Raw genomic sequence first — 26,439 nt, forward strand, 5'->3', positions numbered from 1 at the left:
CGTAATAAGAAAAAATGATGTCGGAGCTAATACAGTATGAGTCTTTTATCGCAGATTCCACTTTTCTCCGGGTTCGACGCTGAACAACTCCAGCAATTGGAAAAGCACGCTGTTTTTCGGTGTTTCCAGAAAAACAGCATTGTCATTACGGAAGGCGACCACAGCGACTCCCTTTATATCATCGTCTCCGGACGGGTCAGAGTGTTCTGTAGCGATGAGAACGGCAAGGAGGTCATTTTAAACGACCTTAAAGCCGGCGAATATTTTGGAGAACTGGCCTTATTTGATGACAAAGAACGCTCGGCTTCGGTGATGGCCACCGAACCATGCCGCTTTCTGATGCTAAGCAAATCCAGTCTGTTGGAAGGGTTCAGGCAGACGCCCGAACTTGCCTACAACCTGATTATCCACCTCACCCAGCGCGTGCGCGCTCTCACCCATAATGTGAAAAATCTGGCGTTGATGGATGTCTATGGCCGGGTCGCCAGCACTTTGTTGCAGCTATCGGAGCGCAAAGGCGACCGCCTGATTACGGAGATTCCTCTGACGCAGCAGGAAATCGCCAACCGGGTCGGCGCCAGTCGGGAAATGGTCTCGCGCATCATGAAGGATCTTGAGATTGGCGGGTATATCAAAGTGGAGAAAAAGAAAATCGTCATTAACGACGCGCTGCCAGCCCATTATTGAGTTGGCGCGCGCCACGCCTTACTGGCTATTGCGTCACGAGTGGGGCGGCTATCTTTTTGTTTTGCGCCCATAACTCAAGAATGGCCTCGTCGCTGATTAGCGGCGGGTAGTGCAGATAGTCGCTGGATAGGGCGACTGGACGGACGCCGGGCTGGGCGCCTTGATTTGCTCCAGAAATGCGGTCCTTGCCAAATACCGGGTTCTGCGCCGGAGGGGCGTCCTGAGCCAATGCAGGATGTTTGTCGTCATTCATGGACATCCTTTCAAAGGCGATGCTGGCGGCGACGGCGCAGCAGAGGGCGACGGCGACCAGTGGCGCATCAATATAGACTTTCATAGGGCGGCTCTTTTTGTAGTTGCTACTACTCTCGGAGGTTGAGATTCCGGATCAGCTTTGAAATTGCAATAGCTATTAGACCAGCGGACGGAACAATCCTCTGTAACACAATGCGCTTTCAATTTGTGGAAAATTCACTAACCGACCGTCCTCGCGAAGCATCTCCACCGTAACTCCGGCGCAGGCGCTTTGGTTGAACTCACCCGCTTCCCGGATACTGCCGGCTAGTCGCAAGGGGCCTGTCCAGGAGCCGCGAACGCGGCGGTTGGCCCTCTGTATTAAATATAGTCCATTTCTGAGAGGGTAGGACTGTTATTGTGAAAATTCCGGTGTTTTTCTTGGGGGCGACTATTCGGAAAATGGAATGCTCTTTGGCGAAAGACGTGGTCATCAGCTAAAACTCATAGAAGCGCTGATAAAAACAGAAGGATGAATGGGCTGGAGTTGAATCGCGGGACTGCTAAAATCCAGAATGTCGCGCTACGAGCATTGAGCGAACAACATCGCTAGAATCCACAGGAGACGCTATGAAGAATGTTGATGCCAAAGTAGTAGAGGATTTCGGAAATGAATGGGGCGCATACCCTCAGGATGAGGTAGCTCAATGCTCTCTCGAAAAAGCTTTTAATCAATACTTCGATATCTTTCCCTTTAATCTCCTCGATAAAAACGCAGCCGGCTTCGACATGGGGTGCGGAAGCGGTAGGTGGGCAAGTTTTGTCGCTCCGCGCGTAGGTAGTCTGACTTGCATTGACCCCAGTGAAAAGGCGTTGGGCGTCGCTAGGAAGAAATTATCTAGATACAGCAATGTCAGCTATGAGTGCGCGCCGGTCGATGGCGTTTCTATTGAGCCTGGGAGCCAGGATTTCGGATATTGTCTGGGGGTGTTGCATCACATTCCTGATACGGAAAGTGGAATAAAGTCCTGTTCCGAGTTGCTAAAAAGCGGCGCTCCATTTTTGTTGTATCTTTATTATAACTTTGAAAACAGAGGGGTAGCCTTTAAGTTGCTATGGCGAGTCTCTGATGTGATCAGAAAGTTTATTTCCAGCCTGCCATTTGCTGCTAAGAAGCCTCTTTCTACTTGTATCGCTGCTCTAGTCTATTTTCCTTTTGCAAGAGCTGCTCTGTGCTTCGAAAAGCTGGGCTTTGAAGTGGAGAGAATGCCTTTGTCTGATTACCGTGGTAAAGAGTTCTACTATATGAAAACGGACGCTCTGGATCGGTTTGGAACTAGGCTTGAGAAGAGGTTTAGCCGTGAGGACATCACAAAGATGCTGGAGAGGAACGGCTTTCGTGACGTTAAGTTTTCTCCCAACATGCCATACTGGGTGTGTTTGGCATTTAGAAAGTAAGCTAAACCATCTATGGATGGTCGGCTATGCGTTCAAAGCAGAGTCGTTAGGTTGGCTTGTCCATTCTGAATAGAGTTGGTGTGGCTGATGTTGCTAAAAATAATGACCATCGACTGCTTTGTGGCCTAATGGCCGCCCTGCATTGGGCGGCTTTGTTTTAGTGCTGATTTATCTGGTATATGTTTAAAAAACGAAATCGACAATTGTATTGAGGCTAAAATTCTTCAATAGGCCTATCAAGCGCTGCGGGATTAAATAGCCTGTGGGTCAGGGGTGGGGCAATGTGCAAAATTTGTGATCCGCTTGTCTGTGTGCTGACATTAAAGGGAGTATGTTGCTTGTAAAGGGACTACAAGTTGAATTGGGCCTGTTCTATCAGGCGTGAGCCGAAGGTAGGTAAAGACTCCAATACATCAGCGAGGATGTGTTCACTTTAGCTTGCTTCGGATAACTGCTTTGAGATGTACAGAAATCATGAGCGAACCGCAATTCGACTGTGTCGAGCAAATAGGAGCCGCCTTGGCGGCGCATTGGTATAACGCCCTTGCAATAGAAATCAGTCCGGGACAGCTGGTATCTCGCTTGTTGGCCACTGGCGACGATGTGGAGATGTGTCTGGGAGGGTTTGAGTGGATTTGTGATGGTGAGGAAAGGGCGGCCCTGATCGGACTGCCCGATAAAGATCCTCATGGCGCGAAGATAGCCTTACCGGAGAGCATTGATGACGGTCATCACTGCCTTTTTATTCTCAATCTGGCGGCGTTAATCGCCAACAAAATCGGCGTTTCCGACGACTTCACTGCGCTACAGGATTCTCAAATCACCGACGACCTGATCGCGATGCTGAAAACCGCGATTGAGTACGAAATGCTGCATTCCCTTGGCGACGTTAAGCGACAACTGGAGCAGGGCGGCGTGAAGTTCTCTGCTGACGCAGTGGTCGGCGTATACCGCCACGATGAACTGACCCCCACCACTCTTGAAGACTACGCCAATGGCCCGGAACAACTGGAATTCTGCTCCCACAAAATCGCCCCGGAACATGTACTGGAAATAGTGGCCGACGCCTTCTACCGGTCTGACGAGAGAAAGACATGGCTGAAACAAGGCGGACTGTTTGTAGTGGAATGTGAACTGTGACTGATTGAGTCAAGCGGCCAGAGTCAATCTCAGCTGCAGTGTGAGGCCCGCTCTTATGGTCACCTACGGATACCTTCTCTGTGAGTTAGCTTCTTTTTATAAAGATCAAAAATAAACGCGATGCTGTGGGTTTCATAGCCTGTCTGTGCGCCTGTCTCGATGAACCACTCTTGCAGTTTTGGGAGCGCTTCTTCCTTTAACAGTGAGCTCGAAATGGATAAATATTCCTTTGGCAGTGCAGTCAAAGTGATTGTCCATTTCGGCTCATATAAACCTTGCTCGATAAACTTATTAGGCGATGAATGGCGAGTACGAAGGCGAGAATACGTGGCTTTCAGGATGGTGACAGGCTCTTGCATACGGAGCCTGTAGCGATAGGAGCTTAGTGAGTACTCGTCTCCGAACCTAAAAATCGCCGATAACTCGCTATATTGAGGTACATCGATAAGAGCCTCCGATAAAGCTTTGCTGTTTAACGGAAAGGCATGATCTTTGGGTATTTTATATCTCAATTGGGTGGGAATCTGATTCACTGCTAATTAAATCTGGCGGGTAAACGACCTGAGATAATAAAGTGAAATGAGCCGCTTGTGTATTGGGCTAGGGTTATTTTCGAACAACAGATGAGCGCTTGTCTTAATTTCAAGAACATTTGCCGCAGCAAGGCAGGATTTAAATGGGCCGCCCACCCGCATACGACCGCCAAGGTCGTTTTTCAGGCAATAAAAAAGCCAGCTAAAAAGCTGGCTTTAAGAATGCTGGTTGCGGGGGCAGGATTTGAACCTACGACCTTCGGGTTATGAGCCCGACGAGCTACCAGACTGCTCCACCCCGCGACAACGAGGTGCGTATACTAAAGATCGGATTGGCGTACGTCAATGGTAAATTCCAAAAAACTTTTGAGAAATCGCTATTTATCGACGAGCTTGGGGCGGGGGCCTGAATGAAGCGCTTCTCGTGGCGCAAAAACTTGGAAGGAATTGTTTGCGGACTCTCTCCTGGGTAAACGCCTGCATCCAAAGGTGAATGCCCGCTCTAAGGTTAATAAGCCCAATGCCATTGAGCTTTAAAGCGCAGGTTGCAGGGCGGATAGTACATGGACGGGCCGGCCATCAGGATAAGCCTGCCAAAGCTATTTTTCAGGCAATAAAAAAGCCCGATATAAAATCGAGCTTTTAGGAATGCTGGTTGCGGGGGCAGGATTTGAACCTACGACCTTCGGGTTATGAGCCCGACGAGCTACCAGACTGCTCCACCCCGCGACAACGAGGTGCGTATACTAAAGACCTTGTTTGCATCCGTCAACCCCTTGTAGAAAAAAGTTAACGGGGCGGTCAAATATTGCGCTGAGTTGGGTGCCAGTGCGAACAATTTCTGGATGTTTGACTATTATTTAGCTCAAGCGTGGGAGTTTAGGCGTTGATCGTCTCTTTGCATCGGCGAAGCAAACGTCAATGTTTCGTATAGTGGCCTGGACTCAGGTCTTGAGAGCTAATAATAAATCAATGAATTCAAGAAATGGCCCGATGGGGCATTTGAGAGAGTGAGTCAGAACTTCGATGGATTCTCTGGAAGAGCTGTTCGCCCTGGCGCGTAAAAATGAAGAAATTGCGCGTAACCTGTTCGATATTGAGGTCGCGATCCTTAATGTCGCCAAGGTGCAGCCGTTTCTTGAGCATCTGCTGCAAACCGTGCAGGACAAATTTGGCGTTAAGTATGTCTGGTACGCCATGGTTGAAAGCGCTCACACGGAATCTCTGATAAAAACGCTGAAAGCCTCGCCGGATCTTATGGGAAAGTGGGTGAGCGCGCCTTCCGTTGAGTATCTGGCGGCCACTAAAGGTGCGCGGGAGCCGTTGATGGATCACGCCGATCTGTATCGCTTCTTCTTTATGACGCCGCCGGAAATTCGCACTCAGATTCGCTCCATTGCGATACTGCCGCTGATTCTTGAGGGGCGTCTGGCGGGTAGTCTGAATTTGGCCGCCGACGATCAGGAGCGTTATCGCGCCGATAAAGAATGTTTCTTTTTGCGTCAGCTGAGCGTCAAGGCGTCGCTATGTCTGAGTTCTGTGGTGGCGCGGGAAAAAGTCGCTGATCTCGCCACCCGCGATCCTTTGACGCAATTGCGCAATCGCCGGGAAATGGAGGACGCGTTGGAAGTGGAGGTGAGCCGATCGGCGCGCAACGACCAGCCTTTGGCGCTCGCGTTTATTGATTGCGATGACTTCAAACTGGTCAACGACGCCTACGGACATGATGTAGGCGACGAGTATCTGAAGCATGTCGCTGAGGGGCTGTGTGTGATGTTGCGCAAGTCCGACCAGGCGTTTCGCTTCGCCGGGGATGAGTTTGTGGTGCTGTTGCCTGACCAGGATCAGGACGGCGCAGAGCAAATTGCGGAGCGGCTGGGCGAGTATCTCTACGCCAATCCTTTGATCATTGACGACATGCGTATTCCCGTCAAAGTAAGCATTGGCGTGGCGTCCACCAGTCAAATCGGAACGGGGAGCGCGCGCTCGCTGTTGAAACTGGCTGACAAGCGCTTGTATGAAAAGAAAAAGCGTAAGCCCTGCGCTGCAACTCGCCTGTCGTCACAGGATCAGTGCTGACGCTCTCGCAGCACGCTTTCCCGATATTCTCCCGGTGTTACCCCTGTCCATTTCTTAAAAGCACGGTGAAAGGTGCTGGGCTCGGTGAATCCCACTTTAAAGGCGATTTCGTTGATGGACATTTCCCGGCGCGACAGATAATAAATCGCCGCGTCCCGCCGCATATTGTCCTTGATCTCCTGAAACGAGGTGTTTTCCTCCTTCAGACGCCGCCGCAGGGTTTGCGGGCTGACATTGATCTGGGACGCGATGAACTCAAAATCCGGCATTTGCTGGCTGAGATCGCGCCCCACCAGCGCACGGATTTTCGATGTATAGGTGTTGCTGTCGTCCGGTCGCGCCAGCAGGTCGGCGGGGGAGGTTTTCAAAAATTCCTTGAGCGATGGCTCATCCTGAATCACAGGTAATTGCAGATAGCGTTTATGGAAATAAATGCGCGTGTCCGGCTGATTGAATTGCAGTGGGCAATAGAACAAATGACGATACTCACTGGAGTGCTCCGGTTCAGGATAATTGAAGCGCGCTTCGTCCAGGGCCACCCGCTGTCCGGTTAACCAGCAGGCGAGTCGGTGCCAGATCACCAAAAGACTTTCCTGAAAGAAGTGATAAGGGTCGTGAAAAGTCGCTTCAGCGTCGACGATGAGCGCCGCCTGATCGCCCTGTACTTCCAGTTTCAAGGTCACTGGCTTGTCGAACAGAGAATAAAAGATACGGCCGCGACGCAGCACGCTCTCCAGATTATTGCAGTGCACCACCAGATAACACATGGTGGCGAAGGTTCCGGTTTTGCAGACGGTGTCCGTCAAGCCCATAAATTCGTCCTGCAGGGCCTTCCAGATGCATTGCATCAATTTGGTGTACTGCGGTCCGCCCACACGACTGCGTGGGTTTTGGTACGCCTGCAGGGGAATGCCTGCGCAGCGCAATAGTTCGGCAACGTCCTTGCCTTGTCTTTCCGCACCGCTGAGCGCAGCGCGAACAAAATGACTGGAAACCGTAAGTTTTGCCATGTTTTTGGGTATACCGGCGGAAAATGCTGTTCGTCACGCCCTTGTGGGGCTCTAACTTATTGGAATCTATGGAAACTCTGATTCGCTCAGTCTTAACTAATTGCCTGTTATGATCAAGGATGATTTCGCCAATGGATTTGGCGCGCAATCCCATTGGCGCCTGCTCAAGGGGCATGATAATGGAGGTTGCTGAAGCGACGCGCCCGGCAATCAGGGCGTATTCGTGTCGATAATGATAATAAAACGGTGGTTTCTTTATATGGCTGCGCCCTTATCCTCCCTGAAAATACTCGATTTCTCCACGCTACTGCCCGGTCCCTGCGCCACCATGATGCTGGCGGACATGGGGGCGCAAGTATTGCGAATTGAATCTCCCACGCGCACGGATCTGTTAAGAGTCGTCCCGCCGATGCTGGGTGAGGTCTCCGCCAGTCATGCCTATCTGAACCGGGGAAAACGCTCTCTGACTCTGGACCTGAAACAGCCGACGGCCGTCGATATCGTCAGAAAGCTGATTGCTGAGTACGACATTCTGGTGGAGCAATTCCGGCCGGGGGTGATGCGGCGATTGGGGTTGGATTATGAAACCCTGCAGGCGATCAACCCTCGATTGATCTATTGCTCCATCACCGGATACGGGCAAAGCGGGCCCTGCCGGGATCGACCTGGCCACGATATTAACTACCTGGCGTTGGCGGGCGTCAGCTCCTATAGCGGTAGAACGGAAAGCGGCCCGTCGCCGTTTGGCGTGCAAGCGGCGGATGTGGCGGGAGGCTCTCATCACGCGGTGATGGGGATTCTGGCGGCGGTCGTGCAACGACAATCAAGTGGCGAAGGGCGGCGCATCGATATTTCCATGAGCGATGCGGCGCTGTCGATGAATCATATGGCGATGGCGGGTTATCTGGCGACCGGAGAAGATCCGCAACTGGAGGAGGAAATCCTCAATGGCGGGGGCTGCTATGACTATTACCGCACTCAGGACGGACGCTATCTTTCCGTTGGCGCCTTGGAGCCGCAATTCGCTGAGGCGTTATGCCGCACCCTGGGCGTGCCTCAGATGCTGCCGTTGATGCTGAGCCCACGAGAGTTGGATCGGAAGGTCAGCAAGCAAAAATTCGTGGAAATTTTCCTGGGTAAAACCCTGGCGGAATGGCAGCGGATATTCGCATCGGTCGACGCCTGTGTGGAGCCGGTTTTGACCTTGTCGGAAGTGGAAAAACATCCTCACTTCAACGCGAGGGGTATGTTTTGTCAGGTACGCGACGAGGATGGCGCGAGTCGCAAGCAGCTGGCGTCCCCCATCAAATTTGAGGGAGACGCCTTTGTTCCTGGCCGCGCTGGCGCTGCATTGGGGCAACACAGCCGGGAAGTATTGATTGAGTTAGGCTTTAACGACACTGGGATAGACGCCCTGATGGAACAGGGAGTTACCTCATCGCCGAAAAGGCTGTCCCAATAAAGTTAGAATGTGCCGCTGACGGCGTTGTTGATGCGCTCCAACTCTCTGCCTGCCTCAGAGTTGTCCGTCACCGGCGCCACGATGCCAGCGCCTACAGTGTTGGCGACTGCGCCGGCGGCATTGATTGCGGCGTTTCCGAAATCGCCCTGGGCTGCGTACTGTACGGCGCTGCCAGCGAACATTCTGGCTTCCCGCATGTGGGCTTCGCCTTGGGACAATGTGCCTCTCTCATGCTCAGACACGTTATTGGCGATACTCTGCGCTTGGTCGTTGGGCAATGGCACGCCGTTTTGTTGCAGGAAACTGTTTACGCCGTTGACCGCTTGGCCATAGTAGGTTTGGGCTCCTTCGGTGCTGGACGCGAGATAAGCTCGGCCGTTTGACGAACCGGTTGGGTGAGAGGATGAGCCTCCTCCCAGATCTGAGCCGCCAAGTCGCGCACTGTCGCTGGAGGGCGAGGCATGGTTAAGGCTCGACGATGGATTGGTCGAATTGGGTTGTTGGGTTGATTGCACTTGATTGGCGGATGATACGCCATGGATATTGGTCATCTGACGACTCCTATACTCGCATGAAGCTACTTGGGTGTGCCGGCTGGGCGTTAGTCGACGCGCTCGGCGCTTTATTGCCGGCGCCGATGGCGTCTACTAACTGCTCGCGGGTTTGGGTGGCGCTTTCAATAAAGAAATCCAGTAAGTTGTTTAATTGAACCGCCTCGTTAACCTGTTCTGTCAGATACTGCATATGGAACGTCAGGCGATGGCTTTCCGGGTTGAGGGACAGGGTGGCGCCGCGAGTGCTTTTGCCCAGAAAATTCCACTCAAGCAGTTGCTCCAGCAGAGCGGCTTTGCTTGCTTCCGCGCTGGGCGCATGGCCGAAATCCGCATGTAGCAATAACCAGGGGCTGTCATGGGTTTGTACAATGGAATAGAGATGGCCATCTACAGAGAGAGAGCAGACGCCGTTATCGTCGAGCTTCATAAACGGCAGATTGTAGTCCTGGCCTAATTGGCGCAGGAAAGAGTTGATTTTAGTTTGGCCGGATTGGTCAACCATCTTGAACGTTCCCTCATACTGACTATTTGTCTGCATTGGGTAACGCTTGCGATAGTAAAGTTGCGCCGGGTTTTAGCCCTGGCGCAACCAGATAGTAGGGAATTGAGGTTTAAGGCAGTCGATAGGCCGCCAGTTCGCCTTTCCACATGAGCGGCATCAGCACCAGTTTTTGTTCAGGAATGTAGTCCAGGTCGGCGCTACCGGGGGGAAGTTCGAATTCCGCCGGCGCTGTGGTCAGAGAGCTGAAATAGAATAGGCGGCCGCGCATGAAGTCCGTCGCCAGCAGGCCGTTTGCGCCATCGTCGGTCACGCCGTCCAGGTTGCCAAGTGGTTGGTCGTCAATCAAATCGCTGATGTGTTTGTCGGACAACTGAACCTGTTTGAGGCGGCCGGGGATGCGTGTGCTGAAGTCCTCCTGCAGACCCTGTCCCCAGGCGGCCACCAGCAGTCGATCGCGCTGCGCCCACAGACCATTGGGCAAATTCAGTTCCGCAGAGCTTAGCCAGATTTCCAGGACGCCCTGATGCAAGCGGTAAATACGCTGCGCCAAAAGGTCGGAAATATAGACGTCGCCGTTGTCGGTGACCGTCACATCGTTGAGAAACTGGGCCTCCGGCGCGTCATAAATATGAGCGATTTTTCCGGTAGTGATGTCGATATCCAAGACGCGGGTCAGGTCCGCCACGTAAAGGTGGTCTCCATGGATACCCATGCCCTTGGGCGCATTCAGTCCTTGCACCCAATGCTTTTGCACGATGTCTCCATGCTCCGTCAGTACCGAGATATACCCCATGCCATTGGCGGCGTCAGCACTTCCATTCATGCTGGACAGCAGAATCTGATGACGTTTGCGGTCATAAATCGCTGACTCTGGCTGGTCGAATCCTGAGGCGGTCCAAACGTTTTGGAGGGCGGGTTGTGTGGGCGCGGCGGTCTCCGCTGACGCGAGGATGGGCAGGGCGGCGAGTGCGAGTAGGCTGAGCATTCGAGCGTGCATGATATCTCCTGAGGCAGAGCAATTAAGTTGTGGTTTACAGGCGCTCAGGTTATGTTTTTATGGATCTTTTATAAAATTATGAATAATAAAGTGACAATATATGTATCTTTTTGTCGCTTGAAGCGACATATGAAGAAAGGTGTCATATGAATCAAGAGCAGGGCGTTAATCAGGGGGGCGACCGGTCAGAACTGATTGCCGTGCTAAAAACCGCGTTGAAAGCCAAAGGACTTACCTACCGCGACATCGCAGAAAAATTGGGCGTGTCGGAGCAGAGCATTAAGCGGCTTTTTCGCGACCAGGATTGCGCACTCAGCAGGCTGGAAAAAATCTGTGAGGCGATTGGCGTCTCTCTGCTTGATTTGATGCTGGTGGCGCGCAATCGTCAGGAGCCTCTCACTCAGATCACGCCGGAACAGGAGGATTTTCTGGCCTCCCATATCAGTCATTTCAATATATTGTTCCTGCTCACGCAGGGATATAGCGTCACCGATATTCAGGCGCGTCATGGTCTATCGCAGGCGCAGATGTACTCTTTCCTACGCGCGCTGGAAGTCTGGCGTTTTCTGGATATCAAGCAGGGACTGGAGATTCGGCTGCGAGTGGAGGGGCATTTGAGTTTTCCTCTGGGAGGGGCATTGCATGAGCATATTAAAGGCATGAACAGCCGTTTTTTGTCCCAGGTCCTGGACGAGTATGAGCAGGAAGACCGGCTGTTTGACAGCGGGTTTCGGCGGGTTTCCCAAAGCACCCTGCAGCGCTGGCGACGGGATATGGAAGAGCTGATTCGGCAGGTGCGGCGCAGCGCCTATCAGGACGAACGGCTGCTGCCGGTGGATCAACTGGTCCCGGTGAAGTGGACATTGTGTTTGAGTCCGTTTGACTGGTTTGCGCAGTTAGAGGTCGATCCTGAGGATGCATTGATCGCTATACCGCAACAGGGTGTTTAGGCGGTTTCAGTCAAAGCTTCGAGTGGGGCAATCAAGAGGGCGCGCCGGCGTTGTCGCGGAACTCACCGGGCGTTACCCCCGTATGACTCTTAAAGCTGCGGTGAAAGGAGCGCACTTCCGCGAAGCCAAGCTGGCGGGCAATATCCGGAATAGGGACGTCTGAATGGGTCAACATATCCTGCGCCATTTCCAGACGCACCTCGTCGAGCAGCAGCTGGTAGCTGCTATGGTATTCGCTTAACCGCCTTTGCAGCGTGCGAGCGGTGACGCCGAGCCGTTCCGCCACCATGTCCTGGCGGCTGACGCCATGGCGCAATTGGTGGCGAATGGCGTTCTTCACCCGGGTCAATAAGCTCAGATCTTCTTCATCCAGGGTTTTGATCTGGGCGCTGGCGTGGCTTTCCAACGTTTGCCGCAGTAACAGGTCCGGCTGCCGCAAAGGCGTGTCCAGCAGCGAGTCGTTCACTACTAGGCCGCTCATCGGGCTGTCGAAGATGACTTCGCATTGGAAAGCTCGCTGGTAGGCGGGTTCGAACTCAGGGCCGGGGGACGGGTGTTCAAATAGAACCTGCAAGGGCGCGGCATTATCCGCGTTTGCCAGCCAACGGGCGAAGTTGACCCAGGACGCCAGCACATTGGCGATCATATGCGGACGCACGTCCGGATCAGGGTAGGCGCAGTCCCAGCGAATCAGAGTCTGCGCGCCCTCTCGCGTCAGACTGGTGACGCCCATGTCGCCGACCAGCTTCTCAAACGGAATGATACGCTCAACCGCCTCCCTTAATGTGCTGCAACTCATGACGATATAGCCCAGCACGCTATAGGAGCCGGGTTGCACATAACTTCCGCTTTTCAATCCCAATAATGGGTCCTGGGCTTGGTGCGCCAGATCTCGCAACAAAGACTGAAACTGATCGCCATTGATGCGCTGATTCTGCCCGCCTTGCAGGATGACCGGATCGACGCCGGCGGCGGCGAGGGCGCGCTTGCAATCCAGGCCGGAGTCGGCGGCGAAGCGCAAATATTGATTAACGGCGGGAACGGAGGCGAATCCCAAGTGTTGGTTGGCGTTCATTTCTTAGTCTATTACATCGTTTATTGACGCATGTCGCCAAATGATACCGGGGCTGTCTTAATCCGACAGTGACTGACGACGGATTTTAATTAGTATATGCCGCAGAGAACAGGCCCGAAATGGCGACAGATCATAGGGCCGGGGTCCGTTGAATTAGCGACGCCGCTATCGACGGACGCAGACAGCGACAGAAACAGGTTCACACGGGGAGACAGGTATGCGGCGTTGGAATGGCTGGGGCGATGAAAATAACGGGATGGAGCTGCCGCCGGGCGGCGTTGGATTTCTGCATGAGCGCGTAGGTAAGGCGGCGCCGCTCGCTGATGCGTCGCTGGAGAGCGTGCTGGCGCGAACGCCGTCGTCGCGTCTGCCTGCGCATCCTCTGATTACGACTGACGCCGAAACCCGCGTCAGGCACGCGCGCGGACAAAGTCTGCCGGACTGGCTGGCCATGCGCAGCGGCGATTTCCTGTATTTCCCCGATGGCGTGGCTTTTCCCGAAAGCTCGGAGGACGTACGCGAATTGCTGGACTTCTGTCTGGCGCGGGACATCGTCGTGATTCCCTACGGCGGCGGCACCAGCGTGGCGGGACACATCAACCCGTTTGAGTCGGACAAGCCCATCCTGACGATGGACATGGGGCGGATGAACAGCCTGCTGGAGCTGGATGAAGAGAGTCAGCTCGCCACTTTCGGCGCAGGGACCCCCGGCCCGCATCTGGAAGCGCAATTGCGGGCGCGGGGATACACCCTCGGACACTTTCCGCAATCCTTTGAACTCTCCACGGTGGGAGGTTGGGTCGCCAGTCGCTCCAGCGGGCAGCAGTCCCTGCGCTATGGCCGTATCGAACAGCTCTTTGCCGGCGGCCGCGTTGAGACTCCGCGGGGAACTATGTATATCCCCACCTTTCCTGCTTCGTCGGCGGGGCCGGATATTCGCGAAATCATCCTGGGTTCGGAAGGGCGCATGGGGGTGCTCACGGAAGTGAAAGTTCGGGTGACGCCTCTGGCGGAAAAAGAAGATTTTTACGTCATTGTGTTCCCCTCCTGGACTCAGGCCAAAATCGCCGCCCGCGAGCTGGTTCAGGGCAAGGTGCAGTTGTCCATGCTGCGGGTCAGCAACGCGGTGGAGACGGAAACGCAGTTGGCGCTGGCGGGGCATCCTAAACAGATCGAGTGGCTGGAGCGTTATCTGAAGTGGCGCGGGGCCGGCAATGGCAAATGCATGATGACCGTCGGCGTGACAGGAACGGCGGACCAGTGTCGCGCCGCCAAGAGTCAGCTCAATGCGCTGATTAAACGGCAACGAGGCGTTAACACGGGCACATTGCTGGGTCACAAATGGGCGCAAAAACGCTTCCTTATGCCTTATCTTCGGGAAGCGCTATGGCGTGACGGCTATGTGGTGGACACCCTGGAAACCGCCACCGACTGGGATAATGTCGATCATTTGCTCAATAAAATCGAAGCTAATCTACGCGCGGGCCTGGAGCGGGAAGGGGAGCGGGTGCATGTGTTCACGCACTTGTCGCACTTCTATGGACAGGGCTGCTCCATTTACACCACCTACGTATTTAAATCCGGCTCCAGCTATGAGGAGACGCTGGCGCGCTGGGAGCGCATGAAGCGTTCCACTTCCGAGATTATTGTCAACAATCGCGGCACCATCAGTCACCAGCACGGCGTGGGTAAGGATCACGCCCCTTTTCTGCCGGTGGAGAAAGGAGAGCTGGGTATGTGCGCGATCGCGGCGTTATGTCGTGAATTTGACCCCCAACAATTGATGAATCCGGGAACATTGATCGCTAGTGTGGAGGAGCCGCAAACCACCGCCAAAAAGGCTATCAAACGGGGGGATGCATGGACAACCTGAGCTACTGGCGGCCACAACAACGGGAAAAGCTCTGGGATATGCTGGAGTCCGGCAAGCATGTCTGGGACGTGGTGATTGTCGGCGGCGGCGTTACCGGCGCCGGCGTATTGAGGGAGGCGGTAAGATACGGCCTGAAGGCGCTGCTGGTGGAAAAGCGCGACTTCGCCTGGGGCGCTTCCAGTAAGTCATCGAAAATGGTGCATGGCGGATTGCGCTACCTCGCCTCGGGACAGCTTTCGCTGACCCGTCACTCTGTGCGAGAGCGTCAGCGTCTGTTGGAGGAAGCGCCGGGACTGGTGGAGCCGCTGAATTTTTTAATGGGGCACTATCGCGGCGAATTTCCTCCGTGTTTTATTTTTCAGCGCGTGCTGGATGTATATGACCGCATGGCGGGCGCGAGGAATCATGAAGCCTATGGGCCGGAACAGACGGCCTATCTGGCGCCGGGTCTGAACGCGGAGGGGCTGCGTGGGCTCAGCCGCTTTGGCGACGCAGTGACTGACGACGCCCGCTTGGTGCTGAAAATTCTGCGTCAAGGCGTGGCGGAAGGCGGCGTGGCGATGAACTATTGCGGCGCTAGAGAAATTGTGCGCGTCAATGGACGTATGCATGGCGTGGTGCTGCATGACACCATCGCCGACCGCAATTGTGAAGTGCGGGCGCGGGTGGTGGTGAACGCCACCGGCGCCTGGTCTGATCAATTGCGCATGCAGGAAGGCGTCGATGCGCAAATTCGCCCTTTGCGCGGCAGTCATCTGGTCTTGCCTCACTGGCGGTTGCCGGTCGCCTATGCGGTGAGCGGATTTCACCCGGATGATAAGCGTCCCGTCTTCGCATTTCCCTGGGAAGGCGTCACCGTAGTGGGCACCACGGACCTCGATCATACACAGGACATGGAGCAGGATGTCAGCATCAGCGCCGCCGAAATGACGTACTTGATGCGGGGCGTGAACCACATGTTTCCGTCCCTGCGGTTGCAGCCGGAGGAGGTCGTGTGTACTTACTCCGGCATTCGTCCCGTCGTATCCAGCGGCGCGGCGGACCCCTCCAAAGAAAAGCGCGAGCACTCGATCTGGAATGATAATGGACTGATTTCCGTCGCGGGGGGCAAACTGACCACATTCAGATTGATTGCGTTGGATGTGCTGCAGGAAGCCTCCCGTTATCTCGACGGCGTTGCGTTCAATGCTTCGGACGCCCGGGTGTTCGCCAATGGCGCGCCGCCTTACAGTCCGGAATGCGGCGTCTCGCCGTCGATGTATCGGCGGTTATGCGGACGCTACGGCTCCGCCGGGGCATCTATGTTGGAGAAGGACAAAGAGCGCCTGCGGCCCATCACCGGAACCAATCTGCTCTGGGGAGAGATTGATCATGCGTTGCAAAACGAATCCGTGGTTCATCTGGATGACCTGATGTTGCGACGCACCCGTCTGGGCCTGTTGGCGCCGAACGGCGCAGAGGCCATGTTGGAGGAGGTCGGCCGGCGTTGTCAGCGTTATCTCGGATGGTCGGAGGCGGTTTGGCGTGACGAGGCGGATCGCTATCGAAATCTGTTTCAGCGCCACTTTGGCGTACCGGGGATGACAGCGATCAGCGATGCGACGCAGACGCAGCGCAAGACAGAGGAGAGCGGCGCATGACCACGGTCGCATCCGCCCGCACCTACGTAATGGCTATCGATAACGGCACCCAAAGCGTGCGCGCCCTGTTAATCGACGACCTCGGCAATGTGGCCGCCAAAGGCAAGCAGCCTATCGAGCCCTATTTTTCAGAGCAGCCAGGCTGGGCGGAGCAGCATCCTGAGTATTATTGGGATGCGTTGGGAGAGGCTTGTCGTCTGATGTGGCGCAGCAGTCCGGTGGCGCCTGAACAGGTGGCGGCGGTCACGGTGACGACGCAGCGCGGTACGGTCATCTGCGTTGATCGGGATGGTAATTCTTTACGTCCTGCCATCATCTGGCTGGATCAGCGCCACGCGCAGGCGCAGGATAAATTGGGCGGCGTCTGGGATGTGTTGTTCAAAGTCGCCAGGGTGGAGGAGACCGTCAAGCGTTTTCGGGAAAAGACCCAAGCCAACTGGCTGGCTCAGCAGCAACCGGAACTCTGGCGGCGCACGCACAAGCTCCTATTGTTATCGGGCTACCTGAATTTTCGTCTGACCGGAAATTATGTGGACTCCATCGGCAGTCAGGTCGGATACATTCCCTTTGATTACAAGAAGCTGTGTTGGGCTTCGGCGCGAGACTGGAAATGGCGCGCTATGCCGGTAAGCCGAGAGCAATTACCCGATTTGGTGGAGCCGGGTCAGCCGGTAGGGACGTTGACTGTTGACGCCTCAGTTTGGCTAGGTCTACCCGCTGGCCTGCCTGTTATCGCTGCGGCGTCTGACAAGGCCTGTGAGATTATCGGCTCGGGCGGCTCCGCCCCGCACATCGGCTGCGTGAGTTACGGCACCACCGCTACTATCAACGCCACTAACGCCAAGTACGTGGAAGCCATTCCTTATATGCCGCCGTATCCGTCCGCGATCCCTGGGCGCTACTGTACGGAAGTCATGATTTATCGTGGTTTCTGGATGGTAAGCTGGTTCAAGAGGGAGTTTGGTCTGCGCGAGGAAGGCGTGGCGAAGGAACGAGGCATTGAGCCGGAGCAATTGTTCGACGAACTAGTCGACGCCGTACCGCCAGGGTCTATGGGGCTGACTTTACAGCCCTACTGGTCGCCCGGCGTGCGCAGCCCAGGGCCGGAGGCGAAAGGAGCGATTATCGGTTTTGGCGATGTGCACACCCGCGCTCATATGTATCGGGCGATTTTGGAAGGGCTGGCGTACGCCTTGAGGGAGGGGCGGGAAAAAATCGAGAAGAAGTCTGGCGTCAAAATGCGCGTATTGCGCGTATCCGGCGGCGGTTCGCAGAGCGACGCCGCTCTGCAACTGACGGCGGATATTTTCAATCTCCCGGTGGAGCGCCCTCATACTTATGAAACATCCGCGCTGGGCGCCGCCATTGACGCGATGGTTGGACTGGGCGTGCACAGGGATTTTGACGCCGCCATCGCCGCCATGACCCGTGTAGGGAAAACCTTTCAGCCGCGACCGGAGGTGGTGAGAGTCTATGAGCGTCTATATTCGGAGGTCTATCTGAAGATGTATCGGCAGCTGCAGCCACTCTATCAATCGATCAGGGAGATAACGGGATATCCCGGATAGAGTGTGACGAGACTAAGTTGGACATCAGCGGGGGATATAAACAAAAAGGGGCGACAAACTGCGTCACCCCAAAGAAACCTGCTAAGGATAAAAATGAAACAAAAAGGCAAGGAAACCTGGAGATTTGAAGCCCAAAAGAAGCAGGGGGTACAACTTAACCCCCCTGCTCTAAGTGGGGGATACTACTCAAATCCACGATTAAATCTTAGTGTCTGCCGGCTCGATTCTCAGTTGTGTTTGAGTAATGGGTTGTTTTGCTTTTGTAACAAAAGGATATAACGGAGCGGCTGCTGAAACATTTCTGTTATTGACGTAAGTATTTGTTATTCCAGGCCAGAAAGGGCTTTAAGTTTATAGCCCGATTGGAATAAGGGGGTTACGTAAAGAGTGTTTTTCTGGCAGTTTCGTCGCATCTGGATGGAGATTGTCGAGCAGACATAAAAAAGCCGGGGCGTCCCGGTTTTTTTATGTCTGATGGGCCGCCAGATGAGAGGCGGCGGCCGTCTGATTAATCTACATTATTCCGCGTCTTTGACTTCGTCGCTGACCTCCGGCCACAGGGCCAGGGCGATAGTGGCGGTTTCGTAGGCGTATTGCAGGCGGCGCAAGGCGACTTTTTCCACTTGCTGAGCCTTTGGCGTCGTGGTGCTGCCGTCGATGGCGCACACGCTGGTGCCCGCCTGAACGGAAACGAAGCCCGCGGTGGTTTTGAACGCCTTCAGGTTGATGCCGTCGTGAATGCGGCGATAGCAGCTAGTTGTGCACTGCTCCAGACTGGAAAACTGGCCAATGACCGCGAACTGATTCTCGGAGATGCGACAGACTGTATCCAGAGGCCGGGTCAGATGGCGCAGGCGGCGAGACACGCCGTTGGCGATTTCTTCAAGTATTGCTGGGTTGAAGTGCTTCTTGATGGTCTGCCAGTTCTTGATGCCCAGCAGCAGGTAGCTTGCAGCGCCGCCGCGGGACTCCATTTGACGCAGCGTATCAGTGAGACGCTCGCGAGCCAGCACCTGATTGCCCAGGCCGGTCGCCAGATCCAGCACATTGCGTTCCTGCAGTTCCTTGATGTTATCCATCAACAGTTGATTGGCCACCAGCAGAGTGTTTTGCATATCGGAAATCCGGTCTGCGGCGAACACGCGGGGCAGCAACTGTTTGTTCATCTCTGATTTATAAACGAAGTCGTCGACGCCGCGATCGAAGGCTTCAGCCAGTGCTTCCACGCCTTCTTTGGCAGTCAGCAGAATGATGTAGGTAAAGTGATTGCTTGCTTCGTCAAGTTGCCGAACCTTGGCCGTCAGTTCCAACCCATCCATTTCGGGCATCAGCCAGTCGGCGATCAATACGCTGACAGGGCGTTCTTCAAGCATTTGCAGGGCGGAGGGAGCATTGTGGGCGATACGCACATCGTGATAACCGGAGTTTCTCAATGTCTTGGCGATCATGGCGCTGCTGAATTTGGCGTCGTCGACCACAAGGATGGATAAATCTAGATTCGGCATGGAATAAGTCCAGTTCAACCTTATTGGTTATACATTTAAAAATTCTCGATAGTTCAATAAACGCTCCGACGGATGGGGTCGCCGGGATGGGTTGTATGAAGTGAGAACTTTCGTAACCGGCCGCGATAATCGGCCCGGGCTTGCCCGCCGTCAGGCCTGGGCGGTTGGTCCGGACGTGCGTTCTTGCAAGACTTTATTTGAAATAACTTAGTTGTCAGAAGTATAGCTGCATTTTTCGTGCGAGTTATAATAAACGGCTTGTAGTTTATTGCTATCGGACACATGGCGGATCTTGGCGACATGGCCAGGTGTAACGTTGTGTTTACAGTTTTGCATGCAGCCGCGTCAGGATTGCGTTGGTGGAGTGTGCCGAGAAAGTTATTTGTTAGTGTGTCGGCCAGGAATGCTGATGAGAGTCCGTATTCGTCGCGGAGCCGACGAAAGACCCTCGCCAGGCGCGACCTTTACGGCGCGGGCGGGTATGATGGGCGCAAACGTTAATGACTATTTGGAGAATTGAATGCCTTCGTTTGATATTGTTTCAGAAATAGACCGTCACGAACTCACCAACGCGGTGGACCAGGCCAATCGGGAACTGGAAATGCGGTATGACTTCCGGGGCGTCGAGGCTTCATTCACCCTGTCTGAAAAGTCGGTGGAAATGGCGGCGGAGCAGGAGTTTCAGCTGGAGCAGATGCTGCTGATCCTCAACACTACGTTGTCCAAGCGCAAAGTCGACCTGCGCGTACTGGGCGACTCAACAGATCAAAAATCCGGCAAGCAAGTGAAGCGCTCCTATGCCTTGAAAGAAGGGTTGGAGCAGAAAGTGGCCAAAGACATCGTCAAGAAGATTAAAGAAAGCAAAATGAAAGTGCAGGCCTCTATCCAGGGCGACCAAGTGCGCATCACTGGTAAGAAAAGAGATGATCTGCAAGAAGCTATCCAGTTGTTGCGCGGCGACGAATCCCTGGACGTTCCGCTGCAATTCAACAATTTCCGCGATTGATTCTTTCGGGCCGGTCCCTGGCCGGCCTTTCCTTACCGCATATTAAGCTCCTGGGTGCTGGAGCTTTGTCTCACCTGACTATATCCTGAGCCAGAATTTCTTCCCTAAACAAAAGGTTGTGAAACTTGGAAACGCCGACCTCCTGGCGCGACGGGGTGCGCTATTACCTCGATAAACGCCTGTTGACCATTTTTGTATTTGGCATCTCCAGCGGCTTTCCCGCTGTCATGATCGGCTCGGCGGTCACAGCCTGGTTGAAGGACGTGGGCTATTCGCGCACGGACATCGGTTTTTTTGGTCTGGTGTTCCTGGCTTATTCGACCAACTTTTTGTGGTCGCCAGTGGCGGACCGAGTGCGTCTACCCTGGTTGACTCGCGTTCTGGGACAGCGCCGCAGCTGGGTGCTGATGATGCAGGCTCTGGTGGCGATGTGTTGCTGGGCGATGTCAGGAGTGGATCTGGCGGACGACTTGCTGCTCGCCAAGTCCATTGCCCTGGCGCTGGCGTTTTTCGCGGCGACGCAGGATATCGCCATTGACGCCTATCGTATTGACGTTGTTCCGGAAGGGGATGGCAAGATGATGTCGGCGGCGTCCGCCATGGCCACCGCCGGTTGGTGGACTGGCTACGCGGGCCTGGGCGCTGCGCCGTTTATTCTGGTCGGGCGCTGGGAATGGGGGTGGGCGGACATGTATGTGCTGATGGCCGCCGTCGTGGTGGTATTGATGGCGTTCACCTGGTGGGTGGCGAGCGAGCCGGACAATAACCGTGAGAATGGACAGCAGGCGGCTGAATCCCGTTATGCGCGGGTGCTGGGATCAAAAGGCGAGGCGAAGCCGCTCGCCATGTTTGTCGCCCTGATGGCGATGATCGCCCTGGCGGTGTGGTCCATTATCGGCAAGCCAGGGCTGGCGGAAGAGTGGCGCGCCTCCACACCGTTGACCTTATTCATTGCAATGGCGGACTTGGCGGCGTTAGCCTGGATGATCCGCACCTTATGGCGCTGGGAGTCGCAGGCGGTGGAGGGTGAGCCTGACAGTTCCGCAAATCGCTGGGATCAGCGCGCGCTTATCTGGCTGCTTACTACGTTCATCGAACCGCTGGCGGAGTTCTTCCGGCGCAATGGCGTGCAATTGGCGGCGTCGATCCTGTTGTTTATCTTCCTGTTCAAAATCGGCGAGGCCTTTCTCGGCAAGATGTCGGTGGTCTTTTATAAAGAAGTTGGCTTCACAGACGAAGAAATAGGCATCTATTCCAAGGCCGTTACCTGGTGGGTGACGATTGTCTTCTCGATCTTGGGCAGCTTGGTCAATATTCGCTATGGGCTGTATCGCGGGCTAATGATCGGCGGCATCGCCATGGCCGCCTCCAATCTGATGTTCGCCGCGTTGGCGATGGTAGGGCCGAGCGTGCCCATGCTGGTGTCGGCGGTGGTGGTCGATGGGTTTACTTCTGCATGGTCCACGGTTGCGTTTGTCGCGTTTTTATCCGTGATGTGCAACCGCGCCTTCACTGCGGCGCAGTATGCGCTGATGGCGTCTCTCGGAACCTTGGGGCGGACCTTGCTGGCCTCATACAGCGGCGTATTGGTGGATAGTCTTGATGGCGACTGGGTGATGTTTTTTATCATCACCACGCTGATGATTACACCCAGCCTGATCTTTTTGACCTTCTTGAGGGTGCGTCTGGAAGCAGTTTTGAAGTAAAGATGAAGGTGGCTTTGGTCAGGGCGCCCATTGAAAGCGTTTCAGAGGGATGCGTCCGTTGTGAACCTCGACGCCCTCATGGGTCAATGCGCTTTGCTGACGAAAAAAAGCCTTCGACTTCGGTGGAAAAGAGATTTTCCCCTGGCTGTTGATGACCCTGTACCAGGGGATGCTGGAGCCGTCTGGAAGTTGTTTCATGGCGTATCCCACATATCGAGACAACCCGGGCAGTCCCGCCAGGCTGGCGACTTGGCCATAGGTCGCTACTTTTCCGGGAGGAATCTGGCTGACAACGAACCAGATAGCTTGCAGTTTTTCCTGTTGGCTGAGTTCAGACATGAAGGCGGTGCAGATCGGTCAGTGAATCTATTAGCGAAAGGAAACGGAGTCTCGCTTCACGGTGAAGTAAAAAGCAAGGGGCCGAAGCCCCTTATGGCTAGATACGCAGGGCGCCGTCCACTTCGATGACGCGGCCGGAAAGGTAGTCATTTTCCAGAATGAAGCATACTGTTTGCGCAATTTCATTCGGCTGCCCCATGCGACGCAAAGGAATCTGCTTGGTCATCATCTCCAGCGCTTCGGGTTTCATCGAGCCGGTCATTTCAGTTTCGATAAAGCCGGGAGCAATCGCCATACAACGAATACCGAAGCGCGCCAATTCCTTCGCCCAACTCACGCTCATGCCCACGACGCCGGCTTTGGCGGCGGAGTAGTTGGTCTGGCCGATGTTGCCGGCGCGGGAAATACTGGAAATGTTGATGATGCAGCCCTTGCGGCCGCTTTCCAGCATCTTGGCGGCGGCTTCGCGTCCGCACAGAAAGACGCCAGTCAGGTTGACGTCGATGACGGACTGCCATTGCTCCAGACTCATACGGTGAGTGACCTGGCCATCTTTATATTTGATCAGCATGCCATCCCGCAGGATCCCCGCATTGTTGACCAGCGCGTCGACGCCGCCGAAATCTTCGGCAATTTGGGCGAACACGCTTTCAACGTCGGCTTCCTTGGCGACATTGCACAGGTAGTACTTGGCTTCAGCGCCCAGCTCCTCGCATTTGGCGACGCTTTCCTGCAGTTTCTCTTCAGACAGGTCGATCAACGCCAGGCGGGCGCCTTTTTCGGCGAGATAAAGCGCCATCGCGCGGCCCAGGCCCTGGCCGCCACCGGTAATCACAACCATAGAATCTTTCAATTGCATAACTTGTCCCACTCTCTCGATAGTGAAAAAACAATAATCTTTGTCCGTCGCGTTGAAATAGAAATAAACAACTCCATCTATAGTAACGACAGGTGAAGATACATACGCTTCATAGAGGGGAGCGGACCGCCAGGGGCGGGACTCCTCCACGCTGAATTACCGCTTACTATATTGAATTATATGGTGTTCTAGGGTTTGCGGCTGCGCCCGGAGGCGCTCGTAAAGCCAGTATTATGGCAGTAATTTCGCCGACCACCAAACGGTCCAGGAACCGATTTCCACCTGCATAACACTGGCTGATGTAACGACGGAATCATGCTAAGCAGAATACCTTTTCTTATCCCCCTCATAGCGCTAATTGAGATTTATCTGATCATTGAAGTCGGCGGGGCCATTGGCTTCTGGCCGACTGTATCGATTTTTATCGTCACCGGAATTATCGGTGTGACCATGTTGCGACGGCAGGGATTTTCTCTGCTTCGCAGTCTGCAGGCGAAAATGCAGGCGGGCGAGCTGCCCGCAGGAGAAATGCTGGAAGGCGTCGCGTTGCTGATTGGCGGAGCCATGTTGGTGACGCCAGGCTTTTTGACCGATTTCATGGGGTTCGTTCTGCTGACGCCTTTGACGCGCAAATTGCTCATAGGCCGTATTGGCGGCGCGTTGTTGCGTAGCGGGCGAGTAGTAAGAAGCAGTTATAGCCAGACGACCTATTCTACGTCCTCAGAGCGTGACGCTCCCTTCCGCGAAGGACCTTCCGGCGGCCCACGCCAAGGCGCTGGCGGGGATAAGGTAATTGAAGGCGAGTACACCCGAGAGGACTAGGAAAAAAATTTAAAAAAATTATAGCCGGGGTGTTGAAATCCTCGCCCCGGGCCCCATTTAAACCTCCACAATTTAAGCACTCGGCGTTCTTGGTCCAACCCGGATGTCCGGCTGCTGTTTAAAACCAAAAAGTCAGCTAGTTAAATGTTCTAACTGGGAGAAAAAGCGAAATGAAAATTCGTCCGTTACACGAACGTGTTGTCGTGCGCCGTAAGGAAGAAGAAACCAAAACTGCCGGTGGTATCGTACTGCCCGGCAATGCGGCAGAAAAGCCTTCACAGGGTGAAGTTCTGGCTGTGGGCGAAGGCCGTATTCTGGATAATGGCGATGTCCGTCCGTTGGCGGTCAAAGTCGGTGACAAGGTGGTATTCGGCCAGTATGCCGGCAGCACCGTTAAGATTGATGGCGAAGAGCTGTTGATCATGAGCGAAAGCGACATCTTCGGCGTTATCGAAGGCTAACACTCCGAAACTAAAGACTTTTGTCATCAACTAACAAGTAATGGGATTTTGTTATGGCAGCTAAAGACGTTAAATTTGGCGATTCCGCGCGTAAGCGCATGGTGGCGGGCGTTAACACCTTAGCCGACGCAGTTAAAGTCACTTTGGGCCCGAAAGGCCGCAACGTGGTTCTGGACAAGTCCTTCGGCGCGCCTACTGTCACCAAAGACGGTGTGTCCGTAGCTAAAGAAATCGAACTGAAAGACAAGTTCGAAAACATGGGCGCGCAAATGGTTAAGGAAGTTGCTTCCAAAACCAACGATGAAGCGGGCGATGGCACCACTACTGCAACTGTACTGGCTCAGGCGATCCTGAACGAAGGTCTGAAGTCCGTTGCAGCGGGTATGAACCCAATGGACCTGAAGCGCGGCATCGACAAAGCAGTTATCGCTGCGGTCAAAGAAATCAAGAATATCTCCCGTCCTTGCGAAGACTCCAAGTCCATCGCCCAGGTTGGCACCATCTCCGCCAACAGCGACGAGCGCATCGGCAACATCATTGCTGAAGCCATGGAAAAAGTTGGTAAGGAAGGCGTTATCACTGTTGAAGAAGGCAGTGGTCTGGAAGACGAGCTGGACGTGGTTGAAGGTATGCAATTCGACCGTGGCTACCTGTCCGCCTACTTCGTAAACAACCAAGACAGCATGAGCGCTGAACTGGAAGATCCTTTCATCCTGCTGGTTGACAAGAAAATCTCCAACATCCGCGAAATGCTGCCTGTGCTGGAAGCTGTCGCCAAGTCTTCCAAGCCTCTGCTGGTGATCTCTGAAGATCTGGAAGGCGAAGCGCTGGCGACTCTGGTTGTCAACAACATGCGCGGCATCGTGAAAGTGGCGGCGGTTAAAGCGCCTGGCTTCGGCGACCGTCGTAAGGAAATGCTGCAGGATATCGCTATCCTGACTGGCGGCACCGTCATCTCCGAAGAAGTTGGCCTGAACCTGGAAGGCGCTACTCTGGATGACCTGGGCACCGCTAAGCGTGTTGTCGTCACTAAAGAAAACACCACTATCATTGACGGCGCTGGCGCTAAGAGCGACATCGAAGCGCGCGTTGCGCAAATCCGTCGTCAAGTCGAAGAAACTTCTTCCGATTACGACCGTGAGAAGCTGCAAGAGCGTGTTGCCAAACTGGCTGGCGGCGTAGCCGTTATCAAAGTTGGCGCAGCGACTGAAGTGGAAATGAAAGAGAAGAAAGCCCGCGTTGAAGACGCGCTGCACTCCACCCGCGCTGCGGTTGAGGAAGGCGTGGTGCCTGGCGGTGGCGTAGCGCTGGTGCGCGCACTGCAGGCCGTTTCTGACCTGACCGGTGACAACGCTGATCAGGACGTAGGCATCAACCTGCTGCGTCGCGCGATGGAAGCCCCTCTGCGTCAGATCGTCGCTAACGCTGGCGGCGAGCCTTCCGTAGTTGTGGACAAAGTCCGTCAGGGCGAAGGCGCATTCGGCTACAATGCCGGTACTGAAGTATACGGCGACATGCTGGAAATGGGTATTCTGGATCCTGCGAAAGTTACCCGCACCGCACTGCAGTCCGCTGCGTCTATCGCTGGTCTGATGATCACTACCGAGTGTATGGTTTCTGACCTGCCTGAAGACGACAAGAAAGGCGGCATGCCAGACATGGGCGGCATGGGAGGAATGGGCGGCATGGGCGGCATGATGTAATCATCCCCTCATAACGCTCCCGCGGAAAAAACCCGGCTTCGGCCGGGTTTTTTTATGGCGCGAAGAGCCTGAAGCGGGTGGTGGGGTCTATTAAGAATGTTTAACCTCAAACACGTTGCCAATGTTGCAAATATTCTTTAGAAAACACTGCTATGCTTTTGTTACCATGTAAGAATTTATAGCCTGTGTTTTGAGGCGAAGATAAAAGAATTCTGCTGTTCGCGACAGTTGTCTTAAACCTCCCGGAGGCGGAGCCCGGCCAGAGACAATGGCCGC

At 54.5% G+C, this 26,439-nt stretch carries 24 protein-coding genes and 2 tRNA genes; 14 read left to right on the top strand and 12 right to left on the bottom strand.

What is annotated here, in order from left to right; genetic code table 11:
• The first annotated feature begins 36 nt into the window (after positions 1-36).
• On the top strand, positions 37-687 hold the full coding sequence (locus O5O45_RS04440; protein ID WP_305904067.1) for a Crp/Fnr family transcriptional regulator: 651 nt from the start codon (positions 37-39) through the stop codon (positions 685-687).
• Positions 688-712: 25 nt separating this feature from the next.
• Here O5O45_RS04440 and O5O45_RS04445 read toward each other — a convergent pair whose 3' ends face one another.
• On the bottom strand, positions 713-1,024 hold the full coding sequence (locus O5O45_RS04445) for a hypothetical protein (protein WP_305904068.1): 312 nt from the start codon (positions 1,022-1,024) through the stop codon (positions 713-715).
• A 527-nt stretch (positions 1,025-1,551) separates the two neighbouring features.
• On the opposite strand from O5O45_RS04445, the gene O5O45_RS04450 reads away from it, so the two are divergent.
• Complete coding sequence (locus tag O5O45_RS04450) at positions 1,552-2,379, top strand: class I SAM-dependent methyltransferase (protein ID WP_305904069.1); 828 nt, start codon at positions 1,552-1,554, stop codon at positions 2,377-2,379.
• A gap of 474 nt (positions 2,380-2,853) precedes the next feature.
• A complete protein-coding gene (locus O5O45_RS04455; RefSeq protein WP_305904070.1) occupies positions 2,854-3,519 on the top strand; it encodes a hypothetical protein in 666 nt (221 codons plus the stop codon).
• 59 nt (positions 3,520-3,578) lie between these two features.
• Here the strand turns inward: O5O45_RS04455 and O5O45_RS04460 are convergent, their stop codons facing one another.
• From O5O45_RS04460 to O5O45_RS04470, 3 genes are all read right to left on the bottom strand, one after another.
• The gene (locus O5O45_RS04460; protein ID WP_305904071.1) at positions 3,579-4,052 is read right to left on the bottom strand and encodes a hypothetical protein; all 474 of its coding nucleotides are present in this window, start codon (positions 4,050-4,052) and stop codon (positions 3,579-3,581) included.
• A 226-nt stretch (positions 4,053-4,278) separates the two neighbouring features.
• Positions 4,279-4,355, bottom strand: a tRNA-Met gene (locus O5O45_RS04465).
• Between the two features lie 349 nt (positions 4,356-4,704).
• Positions 4,705-4,781: transfer RNA gene (locus tag O5O45_RS04470), tRNA-Met, on the bottom strand.
• Between the two features lie 297 nt (positions 4,782-5,078).
• Here O5O45_RS04470 and O5O45_RS04475 point away from each other — a divergent pair.
• Positions 5,079-6,131: a GGDEF domain-containing protein gene (locus O5O45_RS04475; RefSeq protein WP_305904072.1), complete on the top strand. Its 1,053-nt coding sequence runs from the start codon at positions 5,079-5,081 to the stop codon at positions 6,129-6,131.
• On the opposite strand, the gene O5O45_RS04480 is transcribed toward O5O45_RS04475, so the two are convergent.
• Positions 6,122-7,141 carry an AraC family transcriptional regulator gene (locus O5O45_RS04480; protein ID WP_305904073.1) on the bottom strand — a complete coding sequence of 340 codons (1,020 nt, stop codon included), beginning with the start codon at positions 7,139-7,141 and terminating at the stop codon, positions 6,122-6,124. The two genes, O5O45_RS04475 and O5O45_RS04480, sit on opposite strands and share 10 nt — an antisense overlap.
• Before the next feature lie 259 nt (positions 7,142-7,400).
• Here O5O45_RS04480 and O5O45_RS04485 point away from each other — a divergent pair, with 259 nt between their 5' ends.
• A complete protein-coding gene (locus O5O45_RS04485) occupies positions 7,401-8,603 on the top strand; it encodes a CaiB/BaiF CoA transferase family protein (RefSeq protein ID WP_305904074.1) in 1,203 nt (400 codons plus the stop codon).
• Positions 8,604-8,605: 2 nt separating this feature from the next.
• Here the strand turns inward: O5O45_RS04485 and O5O45_RS04490 are convergent, their stop codons facing one another.
• The 3 genes from O5O45_RS04490 to O5O45_RS04500 form a co-directional block, all read right to left on the bottom strand.
• A complete protein-coding gene (locus O5O45_RS04490) occupies positions 8,606-9,154 on the bottom strand; it encodes a hypothetical protein (protein ID WP_305904075.1) in 549 nt (182 codons plus the stop codon).
• 10 nt (positions 9,155-9,164) lie between these two features.
• Entirely contained in the window at positions 9,165-9,695 is a 531-nt protein-coding gene (locus tag O5O45_RS04495; protein WP_305904076.1) for a CesT family type III secretion system chaperone, read from the bottom strand.
• A 73-nt stretch (positions 9,696-9,768) separates the two neighbouring features.
• Entirely contained in the window at positions 9,769-10,656 is an 888-nt protein-coding gene (locus O5O45_RS04500) for an SMP-30/gluconolactonase/LRE family protein (RefSeq protein WP_305904077.1), read from the bottom strand.
• Positions 10,657-10,802: 146 nt separating this feature from the next.
• On the opposite strand from O5O45_RS04500, the gene O5O45_RS04505 reads away from it, so the two are divergent.
• Positions 10,803-11,606: a helix-turn-helix domain-containing protein gene (locus O5O45_RS04505; protein ID WP_305904078.1), complete on the top strand. Its 804-nt coding sequence runs from the start codon at positions 10,803-10,805 to the stop codon at positions 11,604-11,606.
• Positions 11,607-11,637: 31 nt separating this feature from the next.
• Here the strand turns inward: O5O45_RS04505 and O5O45_RS04510 are convergent, their stop codons facing one another.
• The gene (locus O5O45_RS04510) at positions 11,638-12,681 is read right to left on the bottom strand and encodes an AraC family transcriptional regulator (RefSeq protein WP_305904079.1); all 1,044 of its coding nucleotides are present in this window, start codon (positions 12,679-12,681) and stop codon (positions 11,638-11,640) included.
• Positions 12,682-12,898: 217 nt separating this feature from the next.
• Between O5O45_RS04510 and O5O45_RS04515 the strand changes: the two genes are divergently transcribed.
• From O5O45_RS04515 to O5O45_RS04525, 3 genes are read left to right on the top strand one after another with little or no spacing between them, the layout of a single operon-like run.
• Positions 12,899-14,554, top strand: coding sequence for an FAD-binding oxidoreductase (locus tag O5O45_RS04515; RefSeq protein ID WP_305904080.1), 1,656 nt, complete (start codon positions 12,899-12,901; stop codon positions 14,552-14,554).
• Positions 14,542-16,194 (top strand): glycerol-3-phosphate dehydrogenase/oxidase, encoded by a 1,653-nt coding sequence (locus O5O45_RS04520; RefSeq protein ID WP_305904081.1) that lies wholly within the window; start codon positions 14,542-14,544, stop codon positions 16,192-16,194. Before O5O45_RS04515 ends, O5O45_RS04520 begins: the two co-directional genes overlap by 13 nt.
• Entirely contained in the window at positions 16,191-17,762 is a 1,572-nt protein-coding gene (locus O5O45_RS04525) for an FGGY-family carbohydrate kinase (protein WP_305904082.1), read from the top strand. The genes O5O45_RS04520 and O5O45_RS04525 overlap by 4 nt, the downstream gene beginning before the upstream one ends.
• A 518-nt stretch (positions 17,763-18,280) precedes the next feature.
• Here the strand turns inward: O5O45_RS04525 and O5O45_RS04530 are convergent.
• Positions 18,281-19,267, bottom strand: coding sequence for a response regulator (locus O5O45_RS04530; RefSeq protein WP_305904083.1), 987 nt, complete (start codon positions 19,265-19,267; stop codon positions 18,281-18,283).
• A gap of 520 nt (positions 19,268-19,787) precedes the next feature.
• Between O5O45_RS04530 and O5O45_RS04535 the strand changes: the two genes are divergently transcribed.
• Complete coding sequence (locus O5O45_RS04535; RefSeq protein ID WP_305904084.1) at positions 19,788-20,273, top strand: YajQ family cyclic di-GMP-binding protein; 486 nt, start codon at positions 19,788-19,790, stop codon at positions 20,271-20,273.
• A gap of 125 nt (positions 20,274-20,398) precedes the next feature.
• The gene (locus O5O45_RS04540; protein ID WP_305904085.1) at positions 20,399-21,979 is read left to right on the top strand and encodes an AmpG family muropeptide MFS transporter; all 1,581 of its coding nucleotides are present in this window, start codon (positions 20,399-20,401) and stop codon (positions 21,977-21,979) included.
• An 18-nt stretch (positions 21,980-21,997) separates the two neighbouring features.
• Here the strand turns inward: O5O45_RS04540 and O5O45_RS04545 are convergent, their stop codons facing one another.
• On the bottom strand, positions 21,998-22,318 hold the full coding sequence (locus tag O5O45_RS04545) for an MGMT family protein (protein WP_305904086.1): 321 nt from the start codon (positions 22,316-22,318) through the stop codon (positions 21,998-22,000).
• A gap of 97 nt (positions 22,319-22,415) precedes the next feature.
• Positions 22,416-23,177 (bottom strand): SDR family oxidoreductase, encoded by a 762-nt coding sequence (locus tag O5O45_RS04550; RefSeq protein WP_305904087.1) that lies wholly within the window; start codon positions 23,175-23,177, stop codon positions 22,416-22,418.
• Between the two features lie 315 nt (positions 23,178-23,492).
• On the opposite strand from O5O45_RS04550, the gene O5O45_RS04555 reads away from it, so the two are divergent.
• The 3 genes from O5O45_RS04555 (at position 23,493) to groL (ending at position 26,163) form a co-directional block, all read left to right on the top strand.
• Positions 23,493-23,999 carry an FxsA family protein gene (locus tag O5O45_RS04555; RefSeq protein WP_305904088.1) on the top strand — a complete coding sequence of 169 codons (507 nt, stop codon included), beginning with the start codon at positions 23,493-23,495 and terminating at the stop codon, positions 23,997-23,999.
• Between the two features lie 170 nt (positions 24,000-24,169).
• On the top strand, positions 24,170-24,460 hold the full coding sequence (gene groES, locus O5O45_RS04560; protein WP_011398380.1) for a co-chaperone GroES: 291 nt from the start codon (positions 24,170-24,172) through the stop codon (positions 24,458-24,460).
• A gap of 53 nt (positions 24,461-24,513) precedes the next feature.
• Entirely contained in the window at positions 24,514-26,163 is a 1,650-nt protein-coding gene (gene groL / locus O5O45_RS04565; RefSeq protein ID WP_305904089.1) for a chaperonin GroEL, read from the top strand.
• The last annotated feature ends 276 nt before the right edge of the window (positions 26,164-26,439 follow it).

The organism is Hahella sp. HNIBRBA332 (genome assembly GCF_030719035.1).
GTDB lineage: Bacteria > Pseudomonadota > Gammaproteobacteria > Pseudomonadales > Oleiphilaceae > Hahella.